The organism is Paenibacillus aceris (assembly GCF_017874035.1).
GTDB lineage: Bacteria > Bacillota > Bacilli > Paenibacillales > NBRC-103111 > Paenibacillus_E > Paenibacillus_E aceris.
The window spans coordinates 735,464-753,191 of the sequence record NZ_JAGGKV010000001.1 but is presented as its reverse complement, the minus strand read 5'-3'; the positions used below and the strand labels follow the sequence as shown (position 1 = coordinate 753,191).

Here is a 17,728-nt window from a genome sequence, read left to right as displayed (position 1 = left end):
TGGAGCGCAAGGTACCTAGGGGGACGCTAACGATGAAACGCAGACTATTACCGGCCATGCTCCTACTCCCATTGCTGTTCACCGTAATCGGATGCAGTACGAAATTTCCATCAGCGGATGGAAATCTTAAGACGATTGAGACTGGAACTAACGGACGAAATCAAGAAGTAAAACTGTGTATTGCATGGTGGGGCGGTCAAGCCAGACACGATTATACGTTGAAACTGATTGCCATGTACCAGGAGCTTAACCCGAACGTGAAGATAGATACGGAATATGCCGGTTTTGATGATTTCTGGAAAAAGCTTGCTCCGCAAGCTGCGGCCAATCAGCTGCCCGATATTATCCAAATGGACATCTCATACTTGACCCAATATGCGACGAAGGATCAATTGGAGGACTTGTCCCAACTGACGGATAACGGGACGATCGATGTGTCTTCCGCTTCGCCAGAGACAATTGATTCGGGAAGAGTAGACGGGAAGCTGTACGGCATACCGTTAGGAGTTAATGCAATGGGGACCACTTTCGATGACGCTATGCTAAAGGCTGCCGGAATCTCTTCCATCCCGCAGAACTGGACTTGGTTCGATCTGGAGCAGATCGCCAAGCGAATGAAGGAAAAGGGCAAAGTGCTCGATCATATGCGCTTCGATCAGTTTTTTCCTTACTACCTGCGTACCCAGAATCAGCACTATTTTAGCCAGGATGGCACGAGTCTTGGGTTTAGCGATCCCCGATATTTTATAGATTACTTCACGATGTATCTCAAATGGTACGAAGCCGGCTATATGCGCGATTGGGATAAAGAGTCGCTGTCCAAGTTGACGCCGGAGGAAAATCCGATTGCCTTAGGGGACGGCTTCATGACAATGGCATGGTCCAATCAATTCTCGACGCTGCAGGAGGCCGCCAAAAAGCCTCTAAGGTTAACTTCACTGCCTGGACCGAATGGGAAGCAAGGACTATATTTGAAGCCAACAATGCTGTTCTCCATTCCCAAGAGCTCTAAGCAAAAGACGGAAGCGGCTAAATTCATCTCCTGGTTTTTGAACGATTTGGAGGCCAATAAACTGATCAAAGGCGACCGAGGGATTCCGATCTCAAAGAAGGTCGTAGAAGGCTTGGAGCCTACACTCACCACAGAAGAGAAGAAGGTATACGACTACGTCGCATGGGCGGAGAAGAACAGCAGCCCCATGGATCCGCCTGATCCCATCGGGTCTGCAGAGGTAAGCAAGCTGCTCCGCGATATGCAAGAGCAAATCTTGTTTCGAAAAATCTCGGTGGAAAGCGCCGCGACGAAATTTATGAGCGAAGCCAACGCCATTTTAGCTAAAAATAAGAAGTAATCGAGATGTACAACACGCATAGCAGGTACAAACGGGTGGTTCTAAACCGGCCACCCGCACCCAAATAGATAGAAATAGACGAGCATAAGGGAGTGGAATTATGAAACTACGTGAAAATGATCACATAGTCGGTTATGTGTTTGTCTCACCTTTCATTCTTGGTTTTTTGATCTTCACGCTGTTTCCGATGTTTTCTTCACTGTATTTTTCATTTACGGAATACGATTTGCTGTCGGCGCCACGATGGGTCGGATTTTCAAACTACCAAAAGATGTTTACGGATGATGATAAAATCATCGATTCGATTCGAGTCACGCTTACTTACGTGCTTACGTCCGTCCCGATGCGACTCATCATCGCTTTGCTGGTAGCTATGCTGCTAAACCGTGCTGTCAAAGGGATCGGGCTATACCGGGCTACGTATTACTTGCCGTCTTTGATTGGCGGAAGCGTAGCGGTTTCGATCATGTGGCGTCAAATTTTCGGAGACAAAGGCCTTATCAATGCTTTCCTAGGCAGTATAGGTATTCACACCACCACCTCCTGGATTGGGTTGCCGGCTACGGCGCTTGGCACTCTGGTACTCTTGTCGGTGTGGCAGTTTGGATCTTCCATGCTCATCTTCCTGGCGGGTCTCAAAAACATTCCGGGCACGTATTACGAAGCTGCAAGCGTGGACGGCGCAGGACCTGTTCGTAAGTTTTTCCACATCACGCTGCCTTTGTTAAGTCCAATCATTCTGTTTAATCTAATTCTGCAAACGATTTCGGGCTTCCTAACCTTCACACCGGCTTATATCATTTCAAACGGCGAAGGTGGTCCGCTGAACAATACACTGCTGTATTCACTCTATTTATTCCACCGGGCTTTCGTATTTTTCGAAATGGGCTATGCATCCGCCATGGCGTGGTTCATGCTCATCTTAATCGGGCTCATTACCTTGGTTATTTTCAAAACATCAAAATATTGGGTTCATTACGAGAGCTAGGAGGGATCTGACATGGTTTTTCGCGCAAAAAATATGAAAACATTGCTGTATCATTTGTTGGTTTGCCTCATCGCGATCACAGCGATTTATCCGATTCTATGGCTGGTCGCCAGCTCTTTAAAGCCAAATGAAGAGATTTACACGACAGCAACCTCATTGATCCCTAGCCGGCTTGAATGGAGCAACTATGTGTCAGGTTGGAAGGGGTTTGCAGGCATCACGTTTGCGACTTTTATGAAAAATAGTTTCATTATCGTTATCCTTTCGACAATCGGCGCAGTGGCTTCATCGGCTTTAGTCGGCTATGGGTTTGCGCGCATCCGGTTTGCGGGAAGCAAGTTCTGGTTTTCTATGGTCATGCTTACGCTGCTGCTCCCTCAAGATGTAACGATTATTTCGCAATATATTTTGTTCGCCAAAATTGGCTGGTTATCGAGCTTCAAGCCGATTATCGTGCCGCAATTTTTCGGGATTCCGTTCTTCATCTTTCTTATTATGCAATTTATCCGCACCATTCCGCCTGAGCTTGATGAAGCCGCAAAAATGGATGGCTGCAGTAAATACAGCATTTTCTACAAAATCATCATTCCGCTGATCGTTCCAGCTCTTGTGACGTCTGCGATCTTCTCCTTCTACTGGAGATGGGACGATTTCTACACACCGCTGTTATATTTAAATAATGCGAAGTTATATCCGGTTTCCTTGGCGCTTAAACTTTTCTTGGACAGCGAGTCCTTAAACAACTGGGGCGGGATGTTTGCCATGTCGACGTTATCGCTAGTTCCGATCTTCGTAGTCTTCATGATTTTCCAAAAGTATATTGTTGACGGAATTTCGACGAGCGGTTTGAAAGGGTAATAAATATGACTACACATATAACCAATTACGACCAACAGGGAGGAAACGAAGAAATGCCAGCCTTGCAATTCAATCCAGATGAAATCCGCAAAATAATTGACCGTGTTGTTCATAGAACGTTCCGTATGGACTTTAATTGGGATTGGCCTGGCGGCGTAGCTTTCTATGGCGTTACGGAAGCTTATGAGGCTACGGGGAAAGAGGAGTATCTTCACATGTTGAAAGAGTGGGTCGATGAGAAGCTGGAGGATGGGCTGCCTAAGCTGTCCGTCAACGGTATTTCGATCGGTCACTCCCTGCTAACCTTATACAAGGAAACCGGCGAAGATCGGTATATGGAAATCGCTACGCAAATGGCTGAGTTTCTGAAAAATGAAGCGGAGCGCTTTGGGGATGGCATTTTCCAGCATACCGTGAACTCGGAAACTTATAATTTTCCTGAGCAGGCATGGGTGGATACGATGTTCATGGCGGGCTACTTCCTCGTTCGCATAGGATCAATGTTGAACCGTGAGGATTATTTCGAAGATGGCCTGAAGCAGTATCACGGTCATGAAAATGTGCTGCAGGATGTTTCGACGAACCTGTATTATCACGGCTGGGACAACTTGGCGCAAACTCATATGTCCGGCATCTATTGGGGCCGCGGCAATTCATGGGCGGCCATTACGATGGCGCGCGCTCTGAGACTCGTGCATGTGACGCATCCGTCCTTCATGATTATTGAAGGCTCGCTGCGCGATCAGTTAAGCGCACTAGTTCGCTTGCAAGACGAGAGCGGGTTATGGCATACGGTCTTAACGGACAAGGATTCTTATTTGGAAACATCAGGCTCGGCGGGCATCGCGGCAGCATTAATCAGTGCGGGACCGCTGTATAACAAATATACGAATAAATCGATCCAAGGCATTCTATCACGCATCACCGAAGACGGAACGATCACTGGTGTTTCTGCTGGCACAGCGGTAATGCGGGATATTGAAGGTTACAAAGGTGTGCCTTACAAACGGATCCAAGGCTGGGGTCAAGGATTGGGTCTCACATTCTTATCCTCCTTGCTCAATCGCAGAGACTGGTAGGCGTTCGTGGGATGAGCATACATTTGCGATTTGACTTTGGACCGGAACAAAGCGCATTGAAGGAAGGCTATACCAAAGTTAGCCATGGCGCGTTTTATAATGAGAAAAATGGCTATGGCTTTCTAAAAGGGTCTGAGGTGTATGAACGAGATCGCGGGCGGCCTGAACCGCTTCGTCAAGACTTTTGCATTCCGGTCGGTGCGGTGTTCGCTGTAGATTTGCCCAATGGCAACTATACCATTCATACGCTAATGGGCGATCTCATTACGGCTACTTCGACAGGTCTTAAGGCGGGGCAGGGAAGACTGCTGCTTTCGGAATGCCGTACCGCTGCCGGAGAGTTTGTATCAAACAGCTTTAGCGTTCATGTGGAGGATGGCCAGTTGAGACTGGCGTTCTCAGGCGCAGCACCGCGAATTAACGCGTTGGAGATCGTTTCGGCTCCGCTGGCGGCTACCTTATATCTGGTCGGTGACTCCACCGTAACGGATCAGCCGCATGATGGGTACCCTTACACGGGTTGGGGGCAAATGCTCCCGCTTTTCATCAAAGCGGACGCTGCGGTAGCGAACTATGCGGTCTCAGGCCGCAGCTCCAAAAGCTTCCTGAATGAAGGGCGGTTTGCCCCCATTCTTGATAAAATTAATGCCAATGATTATTTGTTCATCCAATTTGGGCATAACGATCAGAAGCTGGATGCAGAGCGGGCGACATCACCTTTTACAACCTATAAAGAACATTTGACTATTTATATACAAGAAGCTAGGGCGCGTGGAGCTGTTCCGATTCTTGTTACGCCTGTTCAGCGTAGATTTTTTGATCATGATGGTAAAATTGTTGACACGCACGGTGACTATACCACGGCTATGAAGCAATTGGCGGAAGAAGAGGATGTTATCCTTATCGATTTGGCGGAAGAGAGCAAGCAATTGTTCGAATCAATGGGTGTTGAGGAAACCAAATCTTTGTTCATGTGGGCATGGCCGGGAGAATTTCCGAACTTTCCGAAGGGCGCAGAAGATAATACACATTTCCAAGAAAAAGGCGGTATCGCTATCGCGGAATTAGTAGTAGCGTGTATTCGAAAACAGCATATTCAGCCACTTCAGCGCTATCTTCGATAAGCATGGGATGAGCTTTTCCTAAGGGAACCGGGCGGGACCAGTCTATGACAGACATGGTATTGCCTGGTTCTTTAGTCATATGATCGTACTTGATATCTAATAGGTTTGGGATACGATGAGTTAGGCAGAAATGGTTGTACAATGTGCAACATAGAGCTGGGGGAAATTACTCAATCAATCCTATAGACGTGTCGTTAACATATCAGATTGATCTCTACTACTATTTCATTAATCACATCATACCAACCAGCACCCTCGCAAAGCATGTGTCCAACTAGCTCTCTTCACGTAGAACTTTTTAGAACCTCGCAAAGCACTCTTCACACCACACCAACACTCAGCATTTACATAGTCGGTTTTACCCGCACGTGTCACGTCCAATCACTTTTCACTTAGCACCTCATCTAGCACTCTCACGCCGCACCCGGCACCGACACTAGTGCTCACGACCCGTTATAACTAGTCCAGTTGACACCGCGCAGCCCCTTTGTATGATGCACGCACTAGCCTATGGGTGAATACACTAGAGTACAATTCCACAATGCAATCAGCAAATGGGGGAGGAACACAGATGAGAAGAAAGTTAACGGTAAAACGCGACCCACGTGACTTTCGCGATCTTTTTTACCGAAGCGTTAATTATGTCCGTGAGTCTCAGCTGCCTCGCAAAGTTGATTTGCGAAGTAAGCTTTCTCCCGTTGTGAATCAAGGGAATTTAGGTTCTTGCACGTCGAATGCCATCGTAAGCGGGCTGCGCGAATATTGGCTGCGTCAAGAAGGCGATCCGGCGATTCGGCTATCGCGGCTTTTTCATTACTGGCACGAGCGTAAATTAGAAAATACAGTCAATCGGGACGCTGGCGCAACAGTTCGCGACGGTATGAAAGTGCTGCACAAAATCGGTGTTTGCCCCGAAAGCGAATGGCCGTACCAAATAGCCAAATTTAAAGAAAAGCCAGATGAAGAAGCGGAGCAAAAGGCTGGTACTTACCGCATTGACGGCTATCATCGCATCCATGATTTGGCGGGAATAAAAGCGGCTTTGGCCGATGGTCAACCAGTCGTTTTTGGAATATGGGTATATGCTTCCTTCGAGAGCCTTGCTGCTAACAAAACAGGACGAATCCCTTATCCCAACCGGAAAAAAGAGATGCTGCTTGGCGGGCATGCGCTGCTTGCCGTCGGTTACAGGGATGGTAAGAAAAAAGGACAGGGAGTAGTCATCGCCCGAAACTCATGGGGAAAAAACTGGGGTGATCAAGGCTACTGCTATCTGCCCTATTCCTTTTTTAAAAACAACGTGCTGACATTTGATTATTGGACTGGTAAATAACTCGCTAACTAGGAGGTAATGAAGCTGTGATGAGTGTGGAAGATGCCGATAAAATCATTGCCTTTTTGTCTGCGGCCTACATGGCAACGGACGATCCGCAGGCAAGAGAAGAGTTTCACCGATTAGCCAACGAGCTGCGGAAAGCATCCGGTCAGCCATTGCAATAACAGGATTTCATCTGAAACGAGGGGCGGCTCCATGCCAAAAGATGATAAGCTCATACTGCTCATATTGGTGCTTTTTGTTTTACTTACGCTAATCCTCCTTATTGTGCATTAAAAGCAAAACAAGCCGGCTAGCGAGAATAGACTCGTTATGACCGGCTGTTTTTGTTTTGAACTAAAAACCTTTGTATTGCGGTTCTTCGTTTTCCAATTGCTGCACTCTGGATGAGACTTGGTTAACAATGTCTTGCGCGGATAGTGCGGCAGCTTCATAGAGCTGTTTGGCTTCTTGATTCTGCGTACTTAACGCAAAGGTCTCTAAGCTGGCTTGTGCGCTTTTGAGGGAAGCTAATGTTGTCTTTACTTGAGAAGCTACAGTCATGTTCAGACACCTCTTCATCATTATGGATTTTGCAATCAAACTGAACAGAACGATTTCAATTGCTTGCGCTCATTAATATACCCTGACTTTCACTCCTCATAATTGACAAATAAATACAAACCAATTCAATGATAGCGGGCTCTTATTTTGCGCATAATGTCATTGTTTGAAGCTTTAGGAAGGAGAGGGGGAACGGATTGTGGCAGATTGGATACATATCGTTATTAGAGCGTTTAGTGCACTAGTCATTCTGTTTGTTATGACACGAATCCTTGGTAAGAAACAAATATCGCAGCTGACTTTTTTTGAATATGTCATTGGAATTACGCTGGGTGACTTAGCCGGTGTCATTTCAACGGATGTTGAGAGTAATTTCTTACATGGGGTTATTGCCATATTAGTTTGGTGTCTTGTACCTTTTATACTGGAACTTCTGACACTTAAAAGCAAAACTTTACGTAATTGGTTCGAAGGAAAAGGCAGGGTGCTCATCAAAGACGGAAAAGTTTTGGAAGATAATTTGAAAAAAGAAAGATATACAGGGGACGAGCTTCTTGAGCAGCTGCGCACAAAAAGTGTTTTCCGGTTGGCGGACGTGGAATTTGCGATGCTCGAATCGAGCGGTGACTTAAGCGTCTTGCTCAAAAGTGAGCTGCAGCCCCTGACACCTAAACATCTTGGGATGAAACTAGTGACGGAAAAACCGATCCAGACGGTCATTATGGATGGCGTGATTCAAGAGGAACCGCTGGCAGCGGCAGGCAAAGGTGTGGGATGGCTGCAAACGGAACTGGATAAGCTAGGAGTAACGAAGGAAAATGTATTTCTTGGGCAAGTGGATACCCACGGGGAATTAACCGTCGATCTCTACGACGACAAGCTGCAAGTACCTCAACCAGCCGAACGACCTGCGCTATTAGCAACTCTGAAGAAATGTGAAGCGGATTTTGAGCTTTTTTCATTATCGACGGACAAGCCGGAGGCCAAAAAGATGTATCAAGATTGCTCTGATAAGCTGACGAAGGTCATTCAAGATCTTCATACCCTGTTAAGATCCTAACCATGCAGGAGGGAACGTATGGCCAACAATAAGAAGAAGAACCTCACAATGACTCAGCAGGAATATCAGGAATTAGCTAAGCGGAACGAGCCCAAGAGACCCGTTTTGAAAAATTGCCTAAGAGCCTTTTTAGTTGGAGGCATCATTTGTTTGATCGGTGAATGTTTTATGCAAATGTTTATAAATTGGTTTGGTTTTACGGAAAAAACAGCAGGCAACCCGACCGTTGCTGTATTGATTATTATTTCAGTCATTTTGACGAGCTTCGGCGTCTACGACAAAATTGCTCAGTGGGCTGGGGCAGGGAGTGCCGTCCCGGTTACAGGCTTTGCGAACTCTCTATGCTCTGCGGCGATTGAGCATCGGGCAGAAGGACTCGTGCTTGGGGTTGGCGGGAATATGTTCAAATTAGCCGGCTCTGTGATTGTGTTTGGTACCGTAGCTGCCTTTGTTGTAGGTCTTTTGCATCTAATCATAATGGGTGGAGGCTGAGCGTATGCTGAAAGGGCATCAAAGTTGGGTCTTCGAGAATCGCCCGGTCATCCTCTCCACAGGGACTGTCGTTGGACCTGATGAAGGCGAGGGTCCTCTTGCAGAAGATTTTGACATCGTTCATGGCGATCTGACCGTCGGACAGAAAACATGGGAAAAAGCTGAAAAAGCGTTGCTGGAGGAAGCCGCGCAGCACGCGCTTGATAACGCCGGGCTCACTGGCGGTCAGATTCAGTTCTATATCGGAGGTGATCTGATGAACCAGATCATCTCCAACACCTTTGCGGCGCGCACGTTGGGTATGCCGTATTTAGGCATCTTTGGCGCTTGCTCCACGTCGATGGAAGGGCTGGCACTAGCCGCGCAGCTGCTGGATTCAGGCGCCGCCAACTATACGATGGCAGGCACCTGCAGCCACAACTGCACGGTGGAGAAGCAGTTCCGTTATCCGACGGAATACGGATCTCAAAAGCCGCCGACAGCGCAGTATACCGTAACGGGTGCGGGGGTCGCGGTGCTCGGCAAGACGGGGGACGGTCCCGTCATCACCTCGGCAACCATTGGCCGTGTCGTAGATATGGGCATCACCGACCCGTTTAACATGGGCGCTGCAATGGCTCCGGCGGCCGTCGACACAATTCAGGCTCATTTCCGCGACCTGGGGATTGAGCCGGGATATTATGATCTTATTGTGACAGGGGATCTTGCTGCGGTCGGTTCCGACATTGCGCGTGAGCTGTTTCATAAGCACAACTTTCCAATTGACCAAACGACGTATGACGATTGCGGCTTAATGATCTATCAGCGGGACAAGCAGAACGTACAGGCGGGAGGCAGCGGCTGCGGCTGTTCGGCGACCGTTACTTACGGTCATCTTCTAAAACGGATCAAGAAGGGTGAGCTGAAACGTATCCTGGTTGTTGCTACAGGCGCTTTGCTGTCTCCGCTTTCCTTTCAGCAGGGTGAAAGCATTCCTTGTATTGCGCATGCAGTTTCTATAGAGTCTGGAGGATTGTACGCATGAACTTTTTTTGGGCTTTTGTCATTGGCGGCGCTATTTGCGTCTTTGGGCAGCTCCTCATGGATGTTGGCAAATTGACTCCGGCACATACAATGAGCACGCTTGTCGTCCTTGGGGCTATCGCAGATGGCTGCAACTTGTACGATCCATTCATTGAATTTGCCGGGGCGGGAGCGACCGTTCCGATCACCAGCTTCGGTAATGCCTTAGTGCATGGCGCTCTTGAAGAACTGCACAAGGATGGTTATATCGGCATCATCACCGGGATTTTTAAAGTGACCAGCGCAGGTATATCGGCAGCGATTATATTCTCGTTTATCGCCGCTGTTTTTGTTAAACCGAAAGGCTGAATTATAGCTCAGCACATGGGGCTGTCCCATAAGTGAAAAATAACAAAGGAGTTAAGCAGCTTGTATGTGCTTAACTCCTTTGTTTTTGGTGCTGACGGCCGGCGATCCGCATGAACAAAACCAGCAAAATAACGGATCAGAGTTCCCTCCAGGAGGCGATATTCTCGTTCGGAGGCAGAAGCATCCCCTTATTTGTGCGGCACTTGCGGCAATCTGCCGCCCTCATCGATCATTCCTACTTCCCTCGAAATCCCTTCAACACCAATAAATTTACATGGTTAATTTTAACAAATAAATTTAGAGGAATTACAAGTATACGGAAGAAAAACTTTACTGTAAACTGGATTTACGCACTTTTTCTCTCTATTTTAAAGATTATGGTCATATTGGGCGCTTTTTTGCCTAATGGCAGCGATAAGATGAGGCTTTCCAGCTCACCAACGTTTACGAAACTCAGCAGTTGCTTACGAAAACTCTAAGGAGGATTAAGACATGGAAACTGCCACCCAACATCATGTTGAAGTTTTAACTAGGCTGAAAACGAATTTAGAATCATGCATTCTCGGCAAGAGCGCTGAAATTGAATTACTGGTTACTGCAATGCTGGCCGGCGGACATGTTTTGCTTGAAGATGTACCTGGTACAGGCAAGACGGTGCTGATCAAAGCCCTCGCTCGTTCAATAGATGGCCAATTCCGCCGTATTCAGTGCAATCCCGATTTGTTACCTTCCGATATTACAGGTGTTTCCATATATCATCCCAAAGAAGAAAAATTTCTGTTTCGTTCCGGTCCTATTATGACGAATATATTACTTGTAGATGAAATCAATCGCGCAACGACCAAAACACAGTCGGCTTTGCTGGAAGCTATGGAAGAGCAGCATATTACGGTGGACGGCGATATTCATGAACTGCCTTCTCCTTTCCTCATGCTGGCCACTCAAAATCCGATTGATTTCGAAGGCACCTACATACTGCCGGAGGCGCAGCTCGACCGGTTTATGATCAAACTTAGCTTAGGCTACCCAAGTGAAGCGGCCGAGAAGCAAATGATTGTCTCCCAAAGCAAATCTCATCCGATGGAAGCCTTACATGCCGTGATGGATACTTCCGAAGTATTGGAGGCGCAGGAGCAGGCTCGGAAAGTTCATATGGATGACGCTGTAGTGGAATATTTAGTCAACATTACCAGAAAAACGCGCGAACATCAGGCTGTATTTCTGGGGGCAAGCCCGCGGGCTACGCTATCGCTTGTGCTTGCTTCCAAAGCGTTTGCCTTCCTGAAGGGCAGAGACTATGTCATCCCTGATGACATTAAGTACCTTGCGCCATACGTACTCGGTCACCGGATGATTCTTCATTCCGAAGCGCGCATGGATGGGGCAACAGTTACATCCGTTCTCGGCGCGATTTTCGAGCAGGTTCGCGTGCCGGTTCGATTGGAGAAGTGAGCCTATGAATCGACCGGTATTCAAGCGATTCGGGGAACGTCCCCGGTTTCCGGCACCTTTATGGCTTCTGATTGCATGCTTCACGGCTAGCTTATTCTTCCTGCTGTTTCAAGGAGGGAAGCTGGCCTCCATGCTTTTTATCATCATCACCCTTTTGTCGGTTTACTTGCTCTCCGGCAATTGGAGCGGTATCAAGCGCGCTCAAGGAACGCGCAAGCTGTCCGTTACAGCGCAGGACGCCCAACTTGAGGCGGGGCAATCGCTGCAAATCGGTATCGGCGTACAAATTCCAGGCTTCTGGCCGATTCCTTATCTGATCATTAAGGATCAATTCATTCGTCAAAGCGGCGAAGAAACCGTCTTTGAAGGCTCGCTGATCCCAGACTGGAAGCGGAGAGGGGAGCTGCTGTACACCACGCCTCCACTGCGAAGGGGCTATTACCGGTTCGGCGAAACGGAGTGCTTGACCGAGGATATTTTCGGCTTCTTCCAGCACAAAGGACGTTTGGAGCTGCAGCAGTCGATTACGGTTTATCCGCAAACGGTAGCGATCCGGGAATGGGCACAGTTCCACCAAATGCTCAAAGGCATGCAGCATCATTCAACGACGACAAGGGCACACCGGGAGACGACGCAAATTAACGGTGTCCGCGAGTATATTTATGGTGACCGCTTATCCCGTATTCACTGGAATGCAACGGCGAAGACAGGTACTTGGAAGTCGAAAGAGTTCGAGCGGGAGTCATTGCCCAAAACGATTGTCTTATTAGACAGGACGGCTCGTGCCTATGGTGACGCTGCTGAATTTGAGCTAGCCGTATCTGTAGCGGCATCTTTGTTCCGCTATGGAGCGGGCCGCGATTTAGCGCTGGGACTACTTTCGATCGGCAAAGAATCTACCTATTTTGAACCAAAGCAAAGCCAGAATCATCACAAGCATATTTTAAAACATTTGGTCGGCGTAGAGGCGGATGGCTTTCACTCGCTGCAGCAAATATTAAAGGAACATTCACGGGATTTGCCTGCGGGATGCTTTTTTGTCCTAATTTCACCTCAAAAGGGCTCCGTGATGATGCAGGTGCTGACACAATTGGAGCATCTCCAAATGAATCCTTGCCATATATGGGTTCATGCCGATTCATCCCATGCGCTCAAGCTGCAAGGTATGGAGCATGAAAGCGCAAAGGACGACTGGGTGAAAGCAATTCGCTCACAAGGCTATATGGGGTATGAGGTCAGTCAATTATCGAACTTGCCTAACCTGTTGGGAGGGGCGAAACGGTATGCGTAGCTCGTTCTGGAAAGGAATGCTTTTAACCGATTGGGAACAACGCATTAATGCGATTCTTACAGGGATTTACCTGTATCAGTTTGTTATTTGGATCATGAAGGAAGATGGCTTATGGCTTCCCGAAACGGTGGCCTTTGTCACTGGGACGCTTAGCCTTGTGGCTGCCACCTATCTGATTCCTCACCTTCGCCGTGTGTGGCGCGTCTCGATTCAATTTGTGCTGATTATCGGCCTTCACCTGCTGGGCATGGGTTATCATTATGTCGCTGTGCAGGTGACGACTTGGAAAAGTGCTCTAAGATGGGTCGCGTTGAATGCGGGCCAGTTAGAACCATATATTTGGTTTAGCCTTATTGCGTGGCTCACTTATCTGTTTGCCATGTGGTCGGTGAATTCCAGGCTGCGTGTGTTTGTTCTCATGGCAGTCAGTATTTTATTTTTTGCTATTCGAGATTCCTTCAGTACGATCTTTTTGTGGCCGCAAGTAGCGATGGTCATCTTCTGCTGTTTTTCGCTGCTGATGGTTCGCCACTTCGTCAAACTGAAGAAGCGGGCTCCTGTAATTTGGGAGACAATTACCGACTATCCTTCTTCTATTCTGGTTCCAATCGGGTTGATAGTGGGCCTTATTACCCTTGTTGGGCTATTGGCACCTACGGTTGATCCGGTACTAACCGATCCATATACGGCCTATAAGGTGAGTCGTGGTGAATCCGTTCCTTTATTAGGAAAAGGAGTCAGTGTGACGGCTTCTACGGCCGATTCCTCCTCTGGCTACAGCAGGGATGATAGCCATCTTGGCGGCGGATTTCAATTTGACTACACACCGGTCATGACAGTTGAAACAAGTAAACGAACCTATTTCCGTGGGGAAACGAGAGCGCAATATAATGGAAAAGGGTGGGAGCCTAGTTCGACAGAGAAGAAGCTGCCGATGAATCGGGTCAACTTAAATCCCCTGCCGCTTGATCCAAGGTTTGACCTGTCTCTCTTGAAAACGCAAGAGGTCACGCAAACCGTTGTGATGCAAAGAGAAGACGTCTTTCCGGTTCTCTTCGGGGGCTACGCTATCCAACGTCTAGTGGAAGTGAACGAAGGCGAGAATCCGTTCCAGCGCATTCTATGGTCGCCAAGGCAATCCGAACTGCGCTATGTAGGCAAAACGAATTATCCCAAAGAGTATGCCATTATTACACAGGAGCCAATTCTGGATGTAGCGCAATTGCGTGAAGTCAATATTGATTATACGAATAAGCCCGAATGGGCTGAGTATCTGCAAGTGCCTGCGGATCTCCCGGAGCGCGTCAAGCAGCTTGCCCTCGACATTACCAAAACAGGTACAAATTCTTATGATAAAGCCAAACTGATCGAGGCTTATTTATCAACGCATTTCCCTTATACGAACACGCCGGACGAAAGTAAAGGCAAGAGCAAGGATTTTGTAGACCGGTTCTTGTTCGAGATCAAACAGGGATACTGCGATTACTATTCAACGTCAATGGCCGTGCTTGCCCGTTCGATCGGACTGCCGACCCGCTGGGTGAAAGGCTACTCTTCAGGAGTTTCACCCGTCCCTGATCAGGGGAGGGATTTCGGTATTTTGGGACAATTGGGAGAAGACGTGGATAAAGATGCTGCCGGCACCTACACGATCCGGAACTCGGACGCCCATTCCTGGGTTGAAGTGTATTTTGAAGGCTTCGGCTGGATCGCCTTTGAACCTACTGCAGGTTTCGCGCTTCCGAATGTTTTTCCGGAGCAAACGCCACCGCCAGTTGAACCTTCCACGGAGAGCGAACCTGTTACAGCGCCTGCAGAAACGGAGCAAGCTCCAAGTTTTACATGGCTTTGGTTGACGCTGAGCGGTATCGGAATCGCTGCTGTGCTAGCTGCTGGGGTCGTATTCTTCTTCAAAGGCGCTTATCCTCGAGCATGGCGTATGCGCAGGAAACAGCTCAAAGCCGTTAATTTTAATCAGAAAATTATCGTTGAATTCGAGAAACTGCTGCGCATGAGCCGACGCAAAGGTTATACAAGACTAGAGCATGAAACGATGCGTGAAGCAACAGCCCGATGGTCAAAACAGAGCAAGTGGATGAAAAATGATCTGGAAACGGTGCTTGAGTTGTTCGAAAGAGCGAAATACAGCCAGACCGTATCATCTGAAGCTGACTATCAAACCGTGAGTCAATCTATTACCAAATTGAAAGAACAAATGAAATAGGTACTGAAAGCCACTCACCCTCAAGGGAGGGTGGCTTTCATAATGAGAGGAGCGTTTTTACATGGCATTTATGGATTGTCACTTTTATTCAGATTCCCTTGGTGTTTCAGCTTCCATGTATGTTATTTTGCCGCAAGCAGCTCAAAATCAGATCGGGATGTCCTCGGCAAGCTATGGCAAAAAGTATCCGACACTGTACTTATTACACGGTTTGTCGGACGATCATACGATATGGATGCGGAGAACCTCCATTGAGCGCTATGCAGCCAAATTAGGGATTGCTGTCGTGATGCCGGCCGTTAATCGCAGCTTTTATACGGATATGGCAGCAGGTCCGAAATATTGGGAATTTATAAGCGAAGAACTTCCGGCCTTAGCAAGATCCTTTTTTCCGCTGGCAGAAGAGAGAGAATTGAATTATGTGGCGGGCTTGTCGATGGGCGGATATGGCGCCATGAAACTGGCGCTTACACATCCAGACCGGTTCGCTGCTGCAGCCAGTTTATCGGGAGCCGTTGATATCTCACATAGAGCGTTAAACTTCCCGGATGATTTCAAGTTGATTTATGGCGATGTGACGAAGATCCAAGGAAGCGGGAATGATTTGTTTTACCTGGCGGAACAATTGACCTTAAGCAAAGGGCCGAAACCTAGTCTCTACCAGTGCTGCGGAACGGAGGATTTCTTATATGAAGATAATATTCGGTTCCGCAATCATTGCCGGGAATTGGGGCTCGGTTTAACCTATGAGGAGGAGCCTGGTGAACATGAGTGGGGCTATTGGGACAACAAAATTCAAAATGTTCTGAACTGGCTGCCGCTTCCAGCCCGTGCATAGTGGGAAAATATGTTCTTTTCTTTTTGCAACAAACGGGTCACTATGGTATAGTTTCTCGTATATGTCGAGGAAGCAGTTGGAGGGAAATGGTTTGTTGAAAAAGCTTGTACCCAGACAGTCCGTACATACAATCTATGATATTGATGCCAATCATTTGTGGGATTTTGGCGTTCGAGGTATCATTACTGATCTCGATAACACGCTCGTGGGTGCGCGCGATCCGCATGCGACTCCTGAGTTAATAGAGTGGTTGAACCGTTTGCAGAAGATGGGTTTCAAGGTCGTCATTGTGTCCAACAACAATCATGGGCGCGTATCTGCCTTTGCTGAGCCGCTAGGCATACCATTCATCCACCGTGCCAGGAAACCATCGAACGTTTCATTTAACAGAGCCATGAAGCTGCTTGGTACGAATGCGAGACAAACAGCGGTCATAGGCGATCAAATGTTGACAGATGTGCTTGGCGGCAATCGAATGGGGCTTTACACGATTCTGGTAAATCCGATTTCTATCAATGACGAAGGTTTTTTCACGCGAATTAACCGGCGGATTGAGAAATGGGCAAATGCCAGGATGAAGAATTAGGAGGTTTCATGAGTACAGAAACGATTAATCATTGTGCGGGATGCGGCGTTTTGCTGCAAACAGAAGACAAAAGCAAGCTCGGATTTATTCCGGCAGAAGCGCTGCAAAAGGAACCGGTTATTTGTCAACGCTGCTATCGGATCAAGCATTACAACGAATCTTCAAGCATTACACTGCAGCAGGACGACTTCCTTAAGTTGCTCGGGCATGTCGGTCAAACCAAAGCGCTAGTCGTGAAAATTGTGGACATTTTTGATTTTGAAGGCAGTATGATCAGCAGTTTAGGCCGGTTTGTCGGTACGAATCCGGTACTGCTCGTCGTTAACAAAATTGATTTGCTGCCGAAAGTGACCAATGCCAACAAGATTATAAATTGGGTGCAGCGCAGAGCCAAAGAGGCGAACCTTAAGGTTGTGGACATTGTCCTCTGCAGCGCCAAGAAAAACATCGGCTTTGACCGAGTGATTACGGCTGTTCAGGAATACCGCGGCAACATGGATGTGTATGTGGTTGGTGCTACAAATGTCGGCAAATCGACGCTTATTAACCGTTTAATCAGCGATTACAGCGATTTGGAAGCGGAGTTGACGACTTCCCAGTACCCGGGCACGACGCTGGATTTGGTCAAAATCCCGCTCGATGATGGCCGGTTTATCGTAGATACACCGGGAATTGTACACCTGCACCGTTTAACCGAGGTTGTCAAAAAGCGTGATCTGGCGCGCATCATGCCGGATAAGCCGCTCAAACCGATTGTCTTTCAGCTGAATGAAGAACAAACGTTGTTCTTCGGTGCGCTAGCTCGGTTTGATTTCATTAAAGGCGAGCATCAGTCGTTCACATGTTACACGTCCAATGCGATTCAAATTCATCGCACCAAGCTGGAGCGGGCTGATGATCTGTACGAAAACCACAAGGGCGTCATGCTGGCCCCTCCGAACGAAGCAGATTTGGACGAGCTGCCTCCACTTGTGAAGCATGGGCTTAACATTCCAAAGGGGAAACAAATGGATGTGCTTATCTCAGGTTTAGGATGGATCAAAGTGAACAGCGTTTCCGGAGCACAGCTTGCCGTTCATGCGCCAAGGGGGATCAAGGTTATCACACGTGAGTCATTGATATAGGGGGACCAGA

Annotated in this window: 18 protein-coding genes; 17 read left to right on the top strand and 1 reads right to left on the bottom strand. The window is 47.8% G+C overall.

Going from position 1 to position 17,728, the window contains the following annotated elements:
* The first annotated feature begins 32 nt into the window (after positions 1-32).
* The 7 genes from J2Z65_RS03625 to J2Z65_RS03595 all read left to right on the top strand — a co-directional run bounded on the left by J2Z65_RS03625 (position 33) and on the right by J2Z65_RS03595 (position 6,901).
* Complete coding sequence (locus tag J2Z65_RS03625; protein WP_167063378.1) at positions 33-1,352, top strand: ABC transporter substrate-binding protein; 1,320 nt, start codon at positions 33-35, stop codon at positions 1,350-1,352.
* A gap of 100 nt (positions 1,353-1,452) precedes the next feature.
* Complete coding sequence (locus J2Z65_RS03620) at positions 1,453-2,340, top strand: carbohydrate ABC transporter permease (RefSeq protein WP_167063381.1); 888 nt, start codon at positions 1,453-1,455, stop codon at positions 2,338-2,340.
* Positions 2,341-2,373: 33 nt separating this feature from the next.
* Complete coding sequence (locus J2Z65_RS03615; protein WP_420850858.1) at positions 2,374-3,198, top strand: carbohydrate ABC transporter permease; 825 nt, start codon at positions 2,374-2,376, stop codon at positions 3,196-3,198.
* A 53-nt stretch (positions 3,199-3,251) separates the two neighbouring features.
* On the top strand, positions 3,252-4,277 hold the full coding sequence (locus J2Z65_RS03610; protein WP_167063387.1) for a glycoside hydrolase family 88/105 protein: 1,026 nt from the start codon (positions 3,252-3,254) through the stop codon (positions 4,275-4,277).
* A gap of 11 nt (positions 4,278-4,288) precedes the next feature.
* Entirely contained in the window at positions 4,289-5,401 is a 1,113-nt protein-coding gene (locus J2Z65_RS03605; protein ID WP_167063390.1) for a rhamnogalacturonan acetylesterase, read from the top strand.
* Positions 5,402-5,972: 571 nt separating this feature from the next.
* On the top strand, positions 5,973-6,734 hold the full coding sequence (locus J2Z65_RS03600) for a C1 family peptidase (protein ID WP_167063393.1): 762 nt from the start codon (positions 5,973-5,975) through the stop codon (positions 6,732-6,734).
* A gap of 29 nt (positions 6,735-6,763) precedes the next feature.
* The gene (locus J2Z65_RS03595; protein ID WP_193581063.1) at positions 6,764-6,901 is read left to right on the top strand and encodes an N-acetylmuramoyl-L-alanine amidase; all 138 of its coding nucleotides are present in this window, start codon (positions 6,764-6,766) and stop codon (positions 6,899-6,901) included.
* Between the two features lie 172 nt (positions 6,902-7,073).
* Here the strand turns inward: J2Z65_RS03595 and J2Z65_RS03590 are convergent, their stop codons facing one another.
* Complete coding sequence (locus J2Z65_RS03590) at positions 7,074-7,280, bottom strand: DUF1657 domain-containing protein (RefSeq protein WP_167063399.1); 207 nt, start codon at positions 7,278-7,280, stop codon at positions 7,074-7,076.
* Between the two features lie 199 nt (positions 7,281-7,479).
* Between J2Z65_RS03590 and J2Z65_RS03585 the strand changes: the two genes are divergently transcribed.
* The 10 genes from J2Z65_RS03585 to yqeH all read left to right on the top strand — a co-directional run bounded on the left by J2Z65_RS03585 (position 7,480) and on the right by yqeH (position 17,718).
* Entirely contained in the window at positions 7,480-8,340 is an 861-nt protein-coding gene (locus tag J2Z65_RS03585; RefSeq protein WP_338111756.1) for a DUF421 domain-containing protein, read from the top strand.
* Between the two features lie 18 nt (positions 8,341-8,358).
* Positions 8,359-8,832, top strand: a complete 474-nt coding sequence (gene spoVAC, locus J2Z65_RS03580; RefSeq protein WP_167063402.1) for a stage V sporulation protein AC — start codon at positions 8,359-8,361, stop codon at positions 8,830-8,832.
* Between the two features lie 4 nt (positions 8,833-8,836).
* Positions 8,837-9,856: a stage V sporulation protein AD gene (spoVAD, locus tag J2Z65_RS03575; RefSeq protein WP_167063405.1), complete on the top strand. Its 1,020-nt coding sequence runs from the start codon at positions 8,837-8,839 to the stop codon at positions 9,854-9,856.
* Positions 9,853-10,203: a stage V sporulation protein AE gene (gene spoVAE / locus J2Z65_RS03570; protein ID WP_127449933.1), complete on the top strand. Its 351-nt coding sequence runs from the start codon at positions 9,853-9,855 to the stop codon at positions 10,201-10,203. The genes spoVAD and spoVAE overlap by 4 nt, the downstream gene beginning before the upstream one ends.
* A gap of 492 nt (positions 10,204-10,695) precedes the next feature.
* A complete protein-coding gene (locus J2Z65_RS03565; RefSeq protein ID WP_167063408.1) occupies positions 10,696-11,655 on the top strand; it encodes an AAA family ATPase in 960 nt (319 codons plus the stop codon).
* A gap of 4 nt (positions 11,656-11,659) precedes the next feature.
* Positions 11,660-12,946 carry a DUF58 domain-containing protein gene (locus J2Z65_RS03560; RefSeq protein ID WP_167063411.1) on the top strand — a complete coding sequence of 429 codons (1,287 nt, stop codon included), beginning with the start codon at positions 11,660-11,662 and terminating at the stop codon, positions 12,944-12,946.
* Positions 12,939-15,170 carry a transglutaminase TgpA family protein gene (locus tag J2Z65_RS03555; RefSeq protein WP_167063414.1) on the top strand — a complete coding sequence of 744 codons (2,232 nt, stop codon included), beginning with the start codon at positions 12,939-12,941 and terminating at the stop codon, positions 15,168-15,170. The genes J2Z65_RS03560 and J2Z65_RS03555 overlap by 8 nt, the downstream gene beginning before the upstream one ends.
* Before the next feature lie 61 nt (positions 15,171-15,231).
* A complete protein-coding gene (locus tag J2Z65_RS03550; protein ID WP_167063418.1) occupies positions 15,232-16,008 on the top strand; it encodes an alpha/beta hydrolase in 777 nt (258 codons plus the stop codon).
* A 91-nt stretch (positions 16,009-16,099) separates the two neighbouring features.
* Entirely contained in the window at positions 16,100-16,594 is a 495-nt protein-coding gene (locus tag J2Z65_RS03545) for a YqeG family HAD IIIA-type phosphatase (RefSeq protein ID WP_193581049.1), read from the top strand.
* An 8-nt stretch (positions 16,595-16,602) separates the two neighbouring features.
* Complete coding sequence (yqeH, locus tag J2Z65_RS03540) at positions 16,603-17,718, top strand: ribosome biogenesis GTPase YqeH (RefSeq protein ID WP_167063421.1); 1,116 nt, start codon at positions 16,603-16,605, stop codon at positions 17,716-17,718.
* Positions 17,719-17,728 lie beyond the last annotated feature (10 nt).